Annotated in this window: 12 protein-coding genes and 1 pseudogene; 7 read left to right on the top strand and 6 right to left on the bottom strand. The window is 61.2% G+C overall.

Features of this window, described 5'->3' with window-relative positions; genetic code table 11:
• Positions 1–509, bottom strand: a 509-nt coding sequence (locus tag EN781_RS07545) for an adenylate/guanylate cyclase domain-containing protein (protein WP_145965457.1), incomplete at its 3' end; no start/stop codon positions are given.
• A gap of 241 nt (positions 510–750) precedes the next feature.
• On the opposite strand from EN781_RS07545, the gene EN781_RS07550 reads away from it, so the two are divergent.
• The 5 genes and pseudogenes from EN781_RS07550 to EN781_RS07570 form a co-directional block, all read left to right on the top strand.
• Entirely contained in the window at positions 751–4,050 is a 3,300-nt protein-coding gene (locus EN781_RS07550) for an adenylate/guanylate cyclase domain-containing protein (RefSeq protein WP_189347385.1), read from the top strand.
• 19 nt (positions 4,051–4,069) lie between these two features.
• A complete protein-coding gene (locus tag EN781_RS07555) occupies positions 4,070–4,750 on the top strand; it encodes a redoxin domain-containing protein (RefSeq protein WP_126058894.1) in 681 nt (226 codons plus the stop codon).
• Positions 4,751–5,232: 482 nt separating this feature from the next.
• Positions 5,233–6,135, top strand: coding sequence for a GlxA family transcriptional regulator (locus EN781_RS07560; protein WP_348631367.1), 903 nt, complete (start codon positions 5,233–5,235; stop codon positions 6,133–6,135).
• A 396-nt stretch (positions 6,136–6,531) separates the two neighbouring features.
• Entirely contained in the window at positions 6,532–8,097 is a 1,566-nt protein-coding gene (locus EN781_RS07565; protein WP_126058896.1) for a BCCT family transporter, read from the top strand.
• A gap of 169 nt (positions 8,098–8,266) precedes the next feature.
• Positions 8,267–8,944: pseudogene (locus EN781_RS07570) on the top strand (TerC family protein); the annotation flags it as partial.
• Between the two features lie 360 nt (positions 8,945–9,304).
• Here EN781_RS07570 and EN781_RS07575 read toward each other — a convergent pair.
• The 4 genes from EN781_RS07575 to EN781_RS07595 all read right to left on the bottom strand — a co-directional run bounded on the left by EN781_RS07575 (position 9,305) and on the right by EN781_RS07595 (position 13,090).
• The gene (locus EN781_RS07575) at positions 9,305–9,952 is read right to left on the bottom strand and encodes a helix-turn-helix domain-containing protein (RefSeq protein WP_126058897.1); all 648 of its coding nucleotides are present in this window, start codon (positions 9,950–9,952) and stop codon (positions 9,305–9,307) included.
• 217 nt (positions 9,953–10,169) lie between these two features.
• On the bottom strand, positions 10,170–10,616 hold the full coding sequence (locus EN781_RS07580) for a pyridoxamine 5'-phosphate oxidase family protein (protein ID WP_126058898.1): 447 nt from the start codon (positions 10,614–10,616) through the stop codon (positions 10,170–10,172).
• A 355-nt stretch (positions 10,617–10,971) separates the two neighbouring features.
• A complete protein-coding gene (fixJ, locus tag EN781_RS07590; RefSeq protein ID WP_126058900.1) occupies positions 10,972–11,586 on the bottom strand; it encodes a response regulator FixJ in 615 nt (204 codons plus the stop codon).
• Positions 11,573–13,090, bottom strand: a complete 1,518-nt coding sequence (locus tag EN781_RS07595; protein ID WP_245455794.1) for a PAS domain S-box protein — start codon at positions 13,088–13,090, stop codon at positions 11,573–11,575. Before EN781_RS07595 ends, fixJ begins: the two co-directional genes overlap by 14 nt.
• Positions 13,091–13,454: 364 nt before the next feature.
• Between EN781_RS07595 and EN781_RS07600 the strand changes: the two genes are divergently transcribed.
• The gene (locus tag EN781_RS07600) at positions 13,455–13,724 is read left to right on the top strand and encodes a DUF6455 family protein (RefSeq protein ID WP_126059402.1); all 270 of its coding nucleotides are present in this window, start codon (positions 13,455–13,457) and stop codon (positions 13,722–13,724) included.
• Between the two features lie 157 nt (positions 13,725–13,881).
• Positions 13,882–14,430: a hypothetical protein gene (locus tag EN781_RS07605; RefSeq protein ID WP_126058902.1), complete on the top strand. Its 549-nt coding sequence runs from the start codon at positions 13,882–13,884 to the stop codon at positions 14,428–14,430.
• A 41-nt stretch (positions 14,431–14,471) separates the two neighbouring features.
• On the opposite strand, the gene EN781_RS07610 is transcribed toward EN781_RS07605, so the two are convergent.
• Positions 14,472–15,170 (bottom strand): CBS domain-containing protein, encoded by a 699-nt coding sequence (locus EN781_RS07610; protein ID WP_126058903.1) that lies wholly within the window; start codon positions 15,168–15,170, stop codon positions 14,472–14,474.
• Positions 15,171–15,338: the final 168 nt, after the last annotated feature.

Raw genomic sequence — 15,338 nt, forward strand, 5'->3', positions numbered from 1 at the left:
GAATAGACCCTGATCGGCTCGGCGATGTTCTTGAGCTGCGTGCTCCCGAGATCGCTGACCGAGAGGTCGAGCCTCGCCTTGACCTGGCGATAGGCATCCTCGGACAGGCAGATAGCGCCGGGCGACGCGACGCCCTCCAAACGCGAGGCGATGTTGACGCCGTCGCCCATCAGGTCGCCGTCACTTTCTTCCACCACATCCCCCAGATGGATGCCGATCCTGAACTCGATGCGACGGTCCTGCGGCACGCCGGCATTGCGCTCAACCATACCATTTTGAACCTCAACGGCGCAGCGCACGGCATCCACCACACTGCGGAACTCAACCAGCGCCCCATCCCCGGTGCGCTTGATCACCCGCCCGTTGTGCACTGCGATGGTGGGATCGATCAGGTCGCTGCGCAGTGTCCGCAATCTTGCCAAAGTAAGATCTTCGTCCGCGCTCGCGAGCCGGCTATATCCGACCACATCTGCAGCCAGGATTGCCGCTAGCTTACGATTCTCGCTCATGGTCCATCTCCTCATCTCCACGATAGCAGGAAGAAGGAGGGCAAGAGGGAACTTTCGCAAACGATGGCTACCCAGCGGTCCGGATCGGCAGCGCTCTGCCACAGGGTCCACACGGGTCGCTCGACGCCCATTTGCGCTGCCGCTTGCTGGTAGACGGCTATCGGTTCATGCTTGTGAATACCGTGACCGTGAAGCGCTAAGCGAGATCACGCCGTCACGGCCGCAAGTGAGGTCTTGCTCTATGGAGTGCTCAGGCTGCGGTTTCGAGGTTGAGGGCGGTTTCGCTTTCTGTCCGAAGTGTGGCAGGCGCCAGCCCGTGCCATGCGCCGGTTGCGGCTACCTCTGCGCACCTGATTTCGAGTTCTGTCCGAAATGTGGGGCAAGCCTCGGCGCGCCGGCAAAGGGCGTTGAACGGCCTGCTCCGACACCAAGCCGGACGATTGAGCCGCCTTCTCGAACTCCGTCGCTGCTTGCGAACATCGAGAGCGAAGAACGGCTGCATCCCGTCTCTGACGCCGATCGCCGGACGGTAACGGTCCTGTTCGCCGACCTTTGCGGCTTCACGACACTCAGCGAGCAGCTCGACCCCGAGGTCATGCAAACGCTGCAGAACGAACTGTTCAAGGAATTGACAGCGGCCGTGCGAAACTTTGGTGGTTTCGTGGACAAATTCATCGGCGATGCACTGCTCGCTTTGTTCGGTGCACCGGTCGCGCACGAGGACGATCCGGAACGTGCGCTCCGCGCCGCTCTCGACATGATCGCCCGGACGGCACGGCTCGGCGAACGCACCTCCCACTCCGGCTCGCCTCTGTTACTCCACATCGGCATAAACACCGGTCCGGTCGTTACTGGAGGATTGGGCATCGGCGCCGCCAAATCCTATTCGGTGACCGGAGACACAGTGAATACGGCGCAACGCCTGCAATCGCTGGCCGCACCGGGTGAGGTGCTGGTCGGCGAGCTCACTCACAGGCTGACCCGGCATGCCTTCTCTTACGAGTCGCTGGGGGATGTCGTGCTTCGCGGCAAGGCTGGCAGTGTGCTCGTCCATCGACTGGATGCACCGCTTACGGCGCCGCGCGCGGCGCGCGGGCTCGAGGTGCTCGGCCTCAGTGCGCCGATAATAGGTCGCGGTGCGGAGCTGAATAGAATGCTGGCGAGCCTCGACCAGGCGTGCGGCGGCTCGGCCCAACTTGTCCGCCTCGTCGGAGAAGCCGGTATCGGGAAATCGCGGCTGGTGAAGGAGTTCGTCGCCCGCGTCGGCGACGAGGATCGTTTTCGCAACGTCGCCGTGCGGCAGGCCACGTGCTCACCGCTGGGCGAACAATCATTTGGCGCCTTGGGCGCAGTGGTGCGCAGCGCTGCCGGGATGATGCAAAACGACAGCGGGGACGAAATGCGGGGCAAGCTCGCGGGCTTGCTTACCGATCTCGGCCTGCAGGGCGAGGAGGCGAAGCGGCTGATGCCTTTGCTCTACCATGTGCTTGGCCTTGGCGACCCCGATGCCACCCTGCAGCATGTCGAGCCCGAGCAGTTGCGGCGGCAAATTCTCTACGCGGTCCGCACCATCATCGAACGGCGGCTTGCGTTGTCGCCGCTTTTGATTGTCGTCGAGGACCTGCACTGGGTCGACGCCGCGTCGCTCGAGGCACTGCGTTTCGTGATGGACAGGTTGGAACGTACGCGGTTGATGTTGCTGGTCACGCATCGTCCGGCGCCGGACAACGACCAGCTCGACTCAAGTCGGGTCAGTCACACAGCGCTCAGGCTTTCGCCGCTCAACAGTAGTGACGGACGCAGCCTGCTGGCGGCGCTTTTCGGCGAGAGCTGGGTAAGCTCCGCAGGCGGGCTTGTCGACCAGATCCTCGAGCGCGCGGGTGGCAACCCGCTTTTTGTCGAGGAGATCGTTCGCGGCCTTATCGATGGCGGTGTCCTGATGCGCGAGGGCCAGCGATGGCGGACCGTGGCAGGCGAAGTCGCAACCGGCATTCCCGCCACTATCCAGGCAATGTTGCTTGCCCGCGTCGACCGGCTGCCCCCGGAGGTGCGCCGGTTGGCCCAGGAAGCCGCGGTAATCGGCCCGCGCTTCGATGCCACACTTCTGAAAGCGGTGACAGCCGACCCCGGCCGGTTGGAGGCAGGCTGCGAATTGCTTTGCGATGCGGAAATCATCGAGGAGGTTGCAGGATCAGGCTCGGTCTCGTCGCAAAGCTACCGCTTTACGCAAACATTGCTGCAGGACGTGATCTACCAGAACCTGCTCCTGCAACGCCGGACCGATATCCACGGGCGGGTCGGTACCGCCTTGGAGCAACTGTGCGGCGACAAGCCGGAACGGCTCGAGGATTTGACCGCGCTCGGTCATCATTTCGCACAGAGCGCCGAGCGGGAGAGGGGGGCGCATTACCTGCAGGCGGCGGGCGATCGCGCTCGCATGATATACGCCAACGACGACGCGCTTCGTCTCTACGAGCGAGCACTGACTGCGTTGGGCGCGATCGGGCAAACACCGCTCAAACTGGCAATTCAAGAGCGCATTGCCGATTTGAGCGGCCCGCTAGGCCGCCGCGAAATCGCGCACCGCCACTACGAGACGGTCTTGCAGGCATACCGCGAATCCACCGATCGTGTCGCTTCGGCGCGCGTTTTGCGCAAGATCGGGCGGCTGTTCTGGGATGTCGGCAAGCGGGACAACGCGGAATCCCGCTATGCTGAAGCGGCAGCGCTCCTCGATGGAGCTGATGCCCCGATCGAGCAGGCGCATCTCTGGCAAGAACGTGGCCGACAGGCGTTCCGTAGCGGAGATCACGCTCTCGCCGCAAAATGGGCGGACGCGGCGCTGGATTGCGTAAGCACTCTGACAACGGAGCATGTTTCCGAAGGAGGGGCTGACGCCACTCTCGTGACCGCCGAGGCACTTAATACCAAGGCTGTTGCACTGGCTCGCCTTGGACGAAACCGCGAAGCCGTTGGCCTGGTTGAACGTAGCATTGAATTGGCCGAAGCCGCCGGTCTACCCGGCGCGGCGTGCCGCGGCTACACCAATCTCGGCGTGCTTTACACGACCATCGATCCCGCAAAGGCAATCGAGGTCTGTCGGCGCGGTCTTGAAGTGGCGCGCCATATTGGTGATTTGGGTTTCCAGGCGCGCCTCCTCGCCAATCTCGCGGTTGCTTGCTGCACTTTCACGGATCGCTGTCCAACGGAGGGCGTGCCTGCTGCCGAGAAGGCCATCGAGATCGACCGGGCGCTCGACCAGCGCGAGCACCTGCCGGTGCCGTTAATCGTGCTTGGGCAGATCCACCAGTGCAATGGCCGTCCGGAACTGGCGGTTGGGTTGTTCCACGAAGCACTGGACGTAGCCCGCGAAACGGGCGAGCCCCAACTGCTGTTTCCGTGCTATGATGGTCTTGCAACGCTTAGTCTCGACCTCGACAATCTGGCCGAGGCCGAACGCTACTTTTCCCTGGCGCAGGGCATATGCGCCCAGCACGGGCTCGACCCGGAAGCGCTTGTGGTGCTGCCTTTTCTCGACTAGCCGGGGTGGGAGGTTGGAAATGGCCGCGCGTATTGACTTGATACCGCTTCAGCCGGGCGACCGAGCGCCGAACGTGGTACTCGACGCCATTACCCAGGAAGGCAAGATCGCGCTTGACGACTTTCGCGGACAAAAACCGGTGTTGGTCGGCCTGTTTCGAGGTCTGCACTGTGCGTTTTGCCGGCGCCATATTGCCGCCCAGGCGCGGCTTGATCCGGAGCTGCGCGAAAAGGGTGTGGGGAGCCTGACGGTGGTCAATACGCCGATCGAGCGGGCGCGTCTCTATTTCCGCTACCACCCGATGCCGAATCTGCTTGCGGCCTCCGACCCTGAACGCGCTTCACATCGTGCTTTTGGATTGCCCAATCTCGAATTCACCCAAGACGAGACGAACTGGCCGTACAAGGTCTCGATGGCAGCGGTAAAGGATATGAGGATCGACATACCAGGCGAGTTGCCCGGTCCCATGGATCCTATCGCAGCCGGCGAAATCCTTGGCAAAAAGGACCACTACGAAATGACCGAAGCCGACGAGCAGATGATGGCAACGGGACACGGACAACTGGTCGGTCAGTTCCTGCTGGATCGCCAGGGGATCGTCCGCTGGAGCTTCACGGAGGTTCCAGAGGGCGGGCGATACATGTTTGCGGCGCCAAGCCCCCAGGAGCTGATGTCAGCCGTGTCCCAAGTCGCCCAATAGATTTGTAGATGGCTCCGTATCGTGGGGTCGCTGCCACAGCACCCCTTCCAATCGTCAGCATGCCGTCAATGGCGGCGGGAGCCATTCCACACCATCCGACCGCAGAAAAGACTGCAATGAACCAGTTGAGGCGTCAAAGAGGGGGAGGGGTCACCCTATTGCTCATGACACAGCTTTCAAATCACTCTTCGTCCTGGTTGTTGGGTTCGCCAGGACCATATGAGAGGGTACGATGGAAACGGATTGGCGAACAATCCGCTAACGTATTGATTTCATATAGGAAACGTTGACCCACCGGGCCCACCATTCCAAGGTTTCTATTTCGCAGGGTCGATCTGCTCTCGCCGTGGTGCGGTTTCCGGTACGCTCTCCCAGCCGCTTAAGAGCCGGAGTCTACGCAATGGTGACAAGCAAAAAAATTCTGTCGTCGATGGCGCATTCACGACATCCGGTGCGCGACACGGACGTTAGTCACAGTGAACATGTCTGAACATCCGATCAAGCGCTCGCTCGTCTTCTTTCTGGTGCCGGATTTCACCATGGTCGCCTTTGCGACTGCGCTGGAGCCGATCCGCATCGCCAACCGGATGCTCGGCTACGAAGCCTATAAGTGGCGGCTGGCTAGTATCGACGCGCGGCCCGTGCCCGCTTCGAGCGGCGTGCTGTGTGCGGTCAACACCTCGTTGCAGGACGAGCGGCGGATGCTGGCTGGCCCCGACAGGCCATCGATGGTCATCGTCTGCACCGGCGCCCATGTGCTGGCGGCTGCCGGGTTGCTCGCCGGCAAACGCTGCGCCATCCATTGGGAAAACCTGCCAGGCTTCGCCGAGGCATTTCCGAACGCGCATGTGTTTGCCGACCTCTTTGAGGTCGATCACGACATCTACACATGCGCCGGCGGCACGGCCGCTCTTGACATGATGTTGAAGCTGATCGGCGATGATTTTGATGAATCCCTGGTCAGTCGCGTCTGTGAGCAGGTGCTGACCGATCGGGTGCGCGGCGCAAGCGATGGCCAGCGACTGCCTTTGCGAGCGCGGCTCGGCATTCAGAATTCGAAAGTGCTGACCATAATCGAACTGATGGACGCTAACCCGTCCGACCCAATATCCGTGGGCGATATTGCCAAGCAAGTCGGACTGTCGCGACGGCAGATCGAGCGTCTTTTCCGCGATGAGATGGGGCGCTCGCCCGCCCGTTATTATTTGGAGATACGCCTCGAGCGTGCACGACATATGCTGATCCAGTCATCCGTGCCGATAGTCGAGGTGGCCACCGCATGCGGCTTCATTTCAGCGTCGCATTTTTCCAAATGCTACCGCGAACTCTACGCCCAAACGCCGCAGCAGGAACGATTGGAGAGGAAATACCCCGCCGCCTCATAGGCGTCATCAATTTTGTCGCTTCCACGACTGGTTCGGCCAGGTAGCCGGGCGAGCGTCTACTGGCGCCGCGCTTGGACAGCGACCAATCCGACTGGCTCGACATAGGATTTCGCAGAGCGCCGCAGCATGGCCTGCCTTTGCCCGGGTAGGCTCTTCCCTACCCGGGATCTACCGGTTCCCCACCGACCCGCCAGATTCCTCCCATCCTTCCCTGCCCACCCTTTCTACCCTGACGGGTGTGGTGGAGGAGGGTCAAATCCGACACTTCGAAACGGCGCCAACGGCGAACGCTTCACGTTCGTCGTCCGCGACCTTGGTCTCGCAGGAGGTCGGGTCTTTGACGTCCAAGGGGAGTTTTTTAGGAACTGGTTTCGAAATTGATTTGGGAGGTCACGCATGTCGACTACAAGCAGGTTACGGGGCATAGATACGGCGGTATTCTGGCCGGCCCTAACCATAACAGCCGCGTTCATCTTATGGGGAGCCACTGCCCCGGATAGCCTCGCCTCCGTGACGAACGCCACGCTCGCGGCGATCATCAATGGTTTCGGATGGGGCTTTGTTGTCTCGACGGCTATGTTTCTGGTCTTTGCCGGGTTCCTGGCGATCAGCCGTTTCGGCAAGATCCGACTTGGAGCCGACGACGAGTTGCCGGAATTCACTACCGTTTCGTGGGTGTGCATGATGTTCAGCGTCGGCATGGGCATCGGACTGATGTTCTGGGGGGTTGCCGAGCCGGTCTTCCATTTTGGCGCGCCGCCTCACGGGCTGGCCGCCCCGCAGTCCAAGGAAGCTGCGCTGATCGCAATGGAATATGCCTATTTTCATTGGGCGCTGCACCCTTGGGCGATCTACGCCATTGTCGGTCTGGCTATCGCCTATTTCACTTACCGCAAGGGCCTGCCCATCCTGATCTCGAGCGCATTCACCCCCTTGCTCGGCAGCGCGGTCAACGGACCGATCGGCAAGACGATCGATATTCTCGCCCTCATCGCCACGCTGTTCGGCACTGCGACATCGCTCGGCCTTGGCGCACAGCAGATCAACAGCGGTCTGAATTTTCTCTGGGGAACCGGCGAGGGAACAGGCATTGCCCTTGCGATCATCGCTGTGCTGTCGGTGCTGTTCATCCTTTCGGCAGTGTCGGGAGTCGGCAAGGGCGTCCAGTTCCTGAGCAACATGAACATGGTTGTCGCCGCCGCCTTGCTGCTCTTCCTGGCCGTTGTCGGACCGACCGTCTTCATCCTCAACACCTTCACCGAAGCGCTCGGCGAATACCTGACCAATCTCGTCACGATGTCGTTCCGCACCGCTGCCTTCAGCGACGGCAAATGGCTGAGCAGCTGGACCATCTTCTACTGGGCGTGGTGGGTTTCCTGGGCACCTTTTGTCGGCGTTTTCATTGCCCGCATCTCCAGGGGGCGGACGATCCGCGAGTTCGTCATCGGCGTTCTGCTCATCCCGAGCGGCGTAACCTTTCTCTGGTTCACCATCATGGGCGGCACCGCGCTGCACTCTGAACTGATGGGGGTCGGCGGACTTGTCGAGGCGGTCAACACCAAGGGTGCCGCCATCTCGCTGTTTGCCCTACTCGAACAATATCCGGGAACGGCGCTCACCTCGTTCGTCGCGATCTTCCTTGTGGCGATCTTCTTCATCTCGGGAGCTGATGCCGCCTCGATCGTGATGGGTATGCTGTCGTCACGCGGCACGCTTGAGCCCGCGCGCATCGTCGTGGTCCTCTGGGGCGTCCTAGCGGGCGCGTCGGCCTGTGTGCTGCTGGTGATGGGAGGCCTGGAGGGCCTGCAGACCGCGTCGATCATCGCGGCAGCACCCTTCCTTGTCGTCATGGTCGGGCTGTGCATCTCGCTGTGGATGGCGCTGCTGGACGACCTCGAAGGGCGGGGTGAACCCGCCTCTCTCCTGCCCGAAGCCCAGCCTGTCACGGCAGCGGCAGAATAGCTACAGCACCGCCATTCAGGCGGCCAACAAACCGCATCTGAAAATGAACTTCAGGTGCGGTTTGCCGATCCGCGCCGCCGCGACCGGCGCTCCTCATCGTCGCCACCGGCAGCGCGACAAGATCAAGCCAAAAGCAAATCCAACTGGGTGCCCGAAGGGAGGGCGAAAGATGATAACCGACCCGCAAATCTGGCTCAGCCTGCTGACGCTTACAGCGCTCGAAATCGTCCTGAGTGTCGACAACCTTGTCGTGATCTCGGTTCTGGTCAGCAAACTTGCTCCCGAGCTGCAGCCAAAGGCGCGGTTTCTCGGAATGGCGCTGGCCCTCGTTCCGCGACTGATCCTGCTGCTGTTCATCGGGTGGATCATTGGCTTGACCGAACCTTTGTTCGAGGCCTTCGGGCACGGCTTTTCCGGGAAGGATCTCATCCTGGCAGGCGGCGGTCTGTTCCTCATCTACAAGGCCACCCAGGAGATACATGCAAGTCTCGAGGGAGAAGAGGGCCACATTGGTGCCACCGTGCGCGCAGGTTTCGTAGCCGTCGTGTCGCAGATTGCCCTGATCAACCTCGTGTTTTCCATTGACTCGATCGTGACCGCCGTCGGCATGGCCAACCAGATCTGGGTCATGGCCGTCGCTGTCGTCGCGTCGATGGCCGTCCTGATCGCGGCCGCCGGACCGGTTGGAAAGTTTGTCGATGCTCACCCTACTGTGAAGATGCTGGCACTCGGCTTCCTCATCATGATCGGCATGACGTTGGTCGCGGATGCCTTTGGCGTCCATGTCCCCAAGGGTTATATCTATTCAGCGATGATCTTCTCGATGGCGGTCGAAGGCGTGAACATGCTGCACCGCCGAAAAGCCAGGCCCGTTCATTTGCACAATCAGTATGGGCCGGAGGTTGCGGTTGCGGCCAACGGCGGACACACACGATCCGTAGCGGTTTCTCAAACCCGCAAACAGGCAAATGAAGCCTGACCGTTATACACCCTCCGGGCCCACCAAAGCACTGTCTACCGACTGATTTCCTTTATTTTTATTGGAGACCTCGAAATCTGGGACTCGAAACCCACCGGCGCTCGAACCGCTCCAAGCGACTCTCAGCCGCTTTGGCTGGAAGGCTGCCCGACGGAATGCGTGCCCTGTGGCTTGCGCCTCAAGGCGTCGTGAATCCGCGCGATGCCCTTGCCATGACCAGAGTTGGACTCATTCACTCATATCGCGCAGCGCGTCCTGTCTAACGATTTCGATGCAGCGCAGGCTGAGCAGGCGAATGACGCCTCGCTCCTTCAGCTTGGTGAAGACCCGCGAGACGGTCTCGATGGTGAGGCCGAGATAGTCGCCGATGTCCACGCGCGACATGGGCAGTTCGACTTGCCGCAGACCACCTTGGCGCTCTGCCAAATCGACCAGGAACGCCGCGATACGTTCTATGGCGTTCTGGCGGCCGAGGACGAGCAAGTGCTCTTGCGCCCTTGTCAGCCCCTTGAGCGCGAGCGGCAGCAGCTGCTGCGACATGTCAGCCCCGGCCGCGGTGCGAAACACGCGGACACCGGTGGCGTTGATCGCTTCGGCGAAGAAATGATGTGTCGTGTCGGCTTCGAAGCCGAATGTCTCTCCAGGCAAGTGGAAGGCGCTTATCTGCCGGCGACCATCGGCAAGCAAGCGGTAGACACGGACGGCGCCGAACTCGACCTGGTAGAAGGCGCCAGCCTTCTCGCCCTGGGCATAGATTTCCGACCCGGCGGGGAAGAAGCTGATTGGCTGGACCGGCACCGAGCCAAATGCCACCTTCAGGTTCGGATTGGCTGGCTGTAAGGGAATTGAAATCCTTGCGGTGGTGTAGGCGTTCATCGCTGCGTCCCCGGTTGACCGTTGTCACAGCAATCGCTCGAATTCACGGAGCGCGAAATTCGGTTATGTCCCTACGGGAAACTACGTAGAACCCGTCATAGGCGGACAAGGGTCCTCTGGGATTGCAGAAGCAATCAAGGTCGACAGCCATCGGGCAGCGCCGTGCATGCCTCGAAACAGGCCGCGCCGGGGCGGCCATTCTTTGGCGGCAGAAGACCTACTCAATTGCTTCCCGGCCCGACACCTCGCCAATGAAGATGCGGAAGAAGACATGCGGACCGCCATCGGAAACGGCAGGCAGGACCGGTTTGAGGGCGCCTGGCTCCCACCAGTCGGGGTGCTTGCTCAGCACTGACCACGCATGATCGCGCTGAAGCTTATGACCGATCCGGTCAGGCAGCTCTTCATAGCGGCCGTCGACAACAACGCTTCTCCAGCCTCGGCCTTGGCCGCGCTCATCGACCTGGACCGACACCAGAGGGTTGGCCCGCATCCAGTCGATCTTCTTGCCGGGCATTGAAAACGCATAGAGATGGTTGTCAGCATGCGCGTAGTACAACGGCACGACGTAGGGTTGCCCATCCTTCGCGCACGCCAGGTGGCCTAGGCGATTTGCGGTCAGCAATTTCGTGCATTCCAGGGCAGAAAGTGTGCGGATCAGCATCGGTGCGATCTCCTACTGCTCGCGGCCATCCGGGTGCTCCGGTTCGGGCTCGCAAGCCCAAGTTCGCGCATTCGGCGATTTCGGAAAATGATTCAGATCAAGGCGAGGCCTGCCATCTCGCGCATCCTAGGGCGATGTGGAAGCCTATCCTAAGCGCCCCGTTCGAATGCGATCTCGAACTCGCCGTCCTCGACGAGGATGGCGAGCATGCGCTTGTATTTCCCTGCATGAGGACGCGGAACGGATGGAAGAACGCGACGACGGGCGCCTATATCGACATCCACCCGACCCATTGGCGCGACTGGGACGCGCAGAGGGCGCCGACAGATGACCGCAATTCCGTTCCTCAATTACCCTAGTGCTTGGGATCCAGGATCAGCGCCATGCGAACCAGGTGCGACAGGCTGCCGGCGGCCATCTTGCTCATGACATTGGCGCGATGGATTTCGACCGTGCGCGGGCTGATTCCCAGATCATAGGCGATCGTCTTGTTCGGCAGACCCGACACAAGCCCATCCAGCACCTGCCGCTCCCGCTCCGAAAGCGTTGACAGCCGCCCGCGGATTTCCGCGGATTGCGGGTGGGTTGCATCAACTCGATTGCGATTGCCCAGCGCTGAACGGATCGCGTCGATCAAAATGTCGTCGTCGAACGGCTTTTCGATGAAATCCGCAGCCCCTTCCTTCATCGCCTGAACGGCGAGCGCGACATCGGCATGACCCGTCATGACAATGACCGGAAGCCTGTGCCCGCGAGCCCTCAGCTGCCGCAGGAACTCGATGCCGTCGATACCTGGCATGCGCACATCGGTCACGATGCAGCCGTCGACATTGTCGGTGGCTGAAGCCAGGAAGGCTGTCGCGGATTCATGCAGGCGCACGGCAAAATCGGCTGTCGCGAGAAGAAAACCGAGCGACTTGCGAACTTCGACGTCATCGTCGACCACATGCACGAGATCATTCCCGGCCATTGGCAACCTCTTCCTTGTTCACGATGCGCAAGGTGAACCGGAAAGCGGTTCCTCCAGACGGCATTGCCTCGGCCCAGATATGACCGCCGTGCGATTCGACGATTGTGCGGCAAATGGAGAGGCCGACGCCCATGCCCTGCTTCTTAGTGGTGACGAAAGGCTGGAAAAGCTGGGCGGACACCTCGGGCGAGAGGCCCGTGCCCGTATCGATCACGCTTACTTCGGCCATACCGTCGTCCCTGGCAATCGTCATGACATGCAACTCGCGACGTGTCGCGCCCTGCATGGCCTCCACCGCATTGCGCATCAGGTTGAGCAGAACCTGCTGAATCTGGATGCGGTCGGTCAGGACCAGTTCGGCCGCGGGATCGAGCTTGTAGCTTACTCGCATATCGGCTTCTCTTGCGCCAACGAGAGCCAGGGACGAGGCTTCCTCGATCAGTGCCGGCAGGCGCTCGACCTGGCGCTCGCTTTCACCTCTTGAGACGAAGTCGCGAAGGTGCCGGATGACATCTCCCGCCCGCAAGGCCTGCTCCGCTGCCTTTTCAACGGCCTCCCTCAACATCGGCGCATTCTCTTCCGTGCTTCTTTCGAGCAGCCGGCGGCTGCCCTTTAGGTAATTCGTGATCGCGGTCAGTGGTTGGTTGATCTCATGCGCAAGCGTCGAGGCCATTTCGCCGAGCGCGGTGAACCGCGCCATGTGAAGCAGCTCCTGTTGCTGCTCCTGTATTCTTGCTTCTGCCCGGTGACGCTCGGTCAGATCGCGGCAGAAGCCGGTGAAGAAGCGTCCGGTTCCTGGATGCATCTCGCCGACGGAAAGCTCCATGGGAAAGGTCGAACCATCCTTGCGCATTCCCGTGACAGTGCGGCCAAGCCCGATGATCCGGCGCTCTCCGGTCGCCAGATAGCGGCGCAGGTAGGCGTCATGCTCGTCGCGATAGGGTGCCGGCATCAGCAGGCTGACATTCTGGCCTATGACTTGGCTCGCTGCGTAGCCGAACAACGTCTCGGCGGCCGTGCTGAAGGATTGAATGCGACCTTGTTCATCGATGACGACCATTGCATCCGGCACCGTTGCCAGGATCGAACGCAGATGGTCCTCACGCAGCCGAAGTGCGGCATTCGCAAAAGAGAGCTCGCTGACATCCGTGCCTTCGACGAAGATCGCAGTGGTGCGGCCATCGCCGTCCTGGATCGGCTGATAAACGAAATCCAGGATGCGCTCTTCTGCCGGCTCGCCTTGCTTGTTGCGAAGAGCGACCTTCACGCCTTGGCCCCGGTATGGCTCACCGGTCTTGTACACATCGTCAAGCTGTTCGAAGAAGCCTTGGCCTTCGAGCTCGGGAAGCGCCTCACGCACCGGCTTCCCAATCACCCGCCTGTCGCCGATTAACCGCTGATAGGCGGCATTGGTCAGTTCGAAGACATGGTCCGGCTCTCGCATCAGGGCCATGAAGCCCGGAGCCTGCTCGAACATCTGCGACAAGACGGATCGCAGCATCATCCCGCCGGCCGACGAAATAAGCGCTTCGTTTTGGCTCACCTGAGGTCCTTGGGTGCCACGCTTGCAAGAGGGCTAATTATCACTCCTGGCCGCGCACGCAAAACCAATCCAGGCAAAAGCGCTCGGATGAGTCAGGGGTCGAACTGGCCGAGCGTTTCGGAGCGCACTTTGTTGGCCCTGGCTGCCGATTGTTCCGCCCCTCGTCGAGACGGCCTTTGGCGGCGTCACGTACTCCGCATGCATCGCTTCATGTCGTATTGACCGCCGGCCGAAACGATCCTTGCAAGCGGAGTTGCCTGTTGACCAAGATCAAGGCGGCGACCCCCGGCATGGCAAAGATGGTTGGGAAACAGGAGTGATCCCAATGACTTTTCTCGACTATCTGATTTCAGTAGACGCCAGGACCGCCCTGATGGGGCGCATGATGCAGAAGCTCGGTGTCGACAGGCAGTTGAAGGTCATCGCGGACCATGCCGCCGTTACCAATCGGGCGGTGGACCGCTGCCGCTCCTGCGGCCACCAGGATGAATGCTCGACCTGGCTTGACCAACACCTGCAAGCCGACGATCCGCCAGATTACTGCCGCAACCGCGACCTCATCGCACGGCTGCAGCACGCGGCCGGCCGGCAGTAGTTGCTTTCAGAGGCTGCCGACGCTCAGGTAGCGTCCCATGGCTTGCGCGTAGCGGGGAGAGGTTTGCGAATGCCGTTGGAGGTCCGGGTTTGACGAGAGCCGCCGCGTCAAACCGAGCTTTGCGGTTGATGGATGTGCGCCCACGGGACCGGCAGTTTTGAGTACGCTATTTTTCCTGGAAGCATTTCTGCTTTTCGTCGCGCCGGGGCCAACCAACGCCCTTCTGATGGCAGGGGCTGTCAAACGCGAAAAGGCGGTCAGGCTTTTGATCGCGCAGGCCTGCGGGTACGGGATCGCCGCCGCCTGCTGGTTTTCGCTGCGTCCCTGGATGCCGCCCGGTGCCATCGAGGCACTGAAGCTGGTCGCCGCCGCATGGCTCGTAGTCCTTGGCCTGCGCCTGATAACAAGTGCCCGGATCAACGCCTCCAAGGATGGCGGCGCCATTTCCGTCCTGGCAACCAGTGCCCTCAATCCGAAGGCGTCTATCTATTGCCTGGCAATCGTGCCGACAGACGCCGCAGCGCGGGCGCTGGCGATATTCTGGATTGTTCTCCCGATTATCACGGCTGCCACGGGATCGGTGTGGCTTCTACTCGGTAGCCGGCTTGGCGAAGACGGAAGAACAACAGACAGGGTAGCGGGCACGGCGCTCATTGCATTCGCCATGCTGCTGCTTCGACCATTGATACCCCTGATCGCGACCTAAGGTTGGTCGCCACCGCTTGCTGCCGACTTCTGTCAGACCTACTAGGACACAAGCACAACTGACAATGGTCCCGCGCAGAACAGGCTGTCCTTGACCGCCTTGACGCCTGCAACGTTCTCCGCGGCAACCACAGCCGCCTTCCGCTGGCGCTCGTCAAAGATTGCGCCGCTCAGTTCGACAGTTCCTCGGTCGACACTCACCCCGATCAAGCCCCCGTTGCTCCAGGCTTGGCGTTTGAGCTCTGCCAGAACGTTCTTGCGGATGGAGTCGTCATCAGCCGTCGTCGCGCCCGATTTCGGCAGGACGCACAACAGCGCGCGCAGCAGGTCCGTGCGCGTGACGATGCCGACGAGCTTGCCTGCCTGGACGATCGGCACATTCTTGATCTTGTTCTCGGTCATCAACCCGACAATCTCGGCGAGCGAGGCACCGGGCGGCGCCGACACGACCTGACCTGTCATCACCTCGTCAACTCGACGTCCGCTTGCCAGGACGTATTCGTTGGCCAACTTGCCGGGGCCGACGACAAACTCCAGCCAGCGAGGACGAACACGCTGGGTGCCGAGCTCTTGACGGCGCAGGAAATCACCCTCGCTGATGATGCCGGCAACTGTCCCGTCATCGCGGACGACCGGCAGGCAGCCGATCTTCCTGGCGAGCATCAGTTCGGCCGCATCGGCGATCGACGCGCCCGGACCTACGGTGACGACCGGCGTCGTCATTATGGCTTGGGCCTGCATTGCTGCCTCCTGATTTCCATCCAGCCCTTTATCGGATGCCGCCCATTGTCGGACGATTGAGCGATCGGGTCATTGACCTGCGTCATTTCAGAGGAGCGGCGCAGTCACTTTGGCGGCTCATCCCGATCGATCAGAATGCGCGCCGCGGCCCCATCAAGATCCTCGTAC

This window comes from Mesorhizobium sp. M4A.F.Ca.ET.090.04.2.1, from assembly GCF_003999085.1.
Lineage (GTDB): Bacteria > Pseudomonadota > Alphaproteobacteria > Rhizobiales > Rhizobiaceae > Mesorhizobium.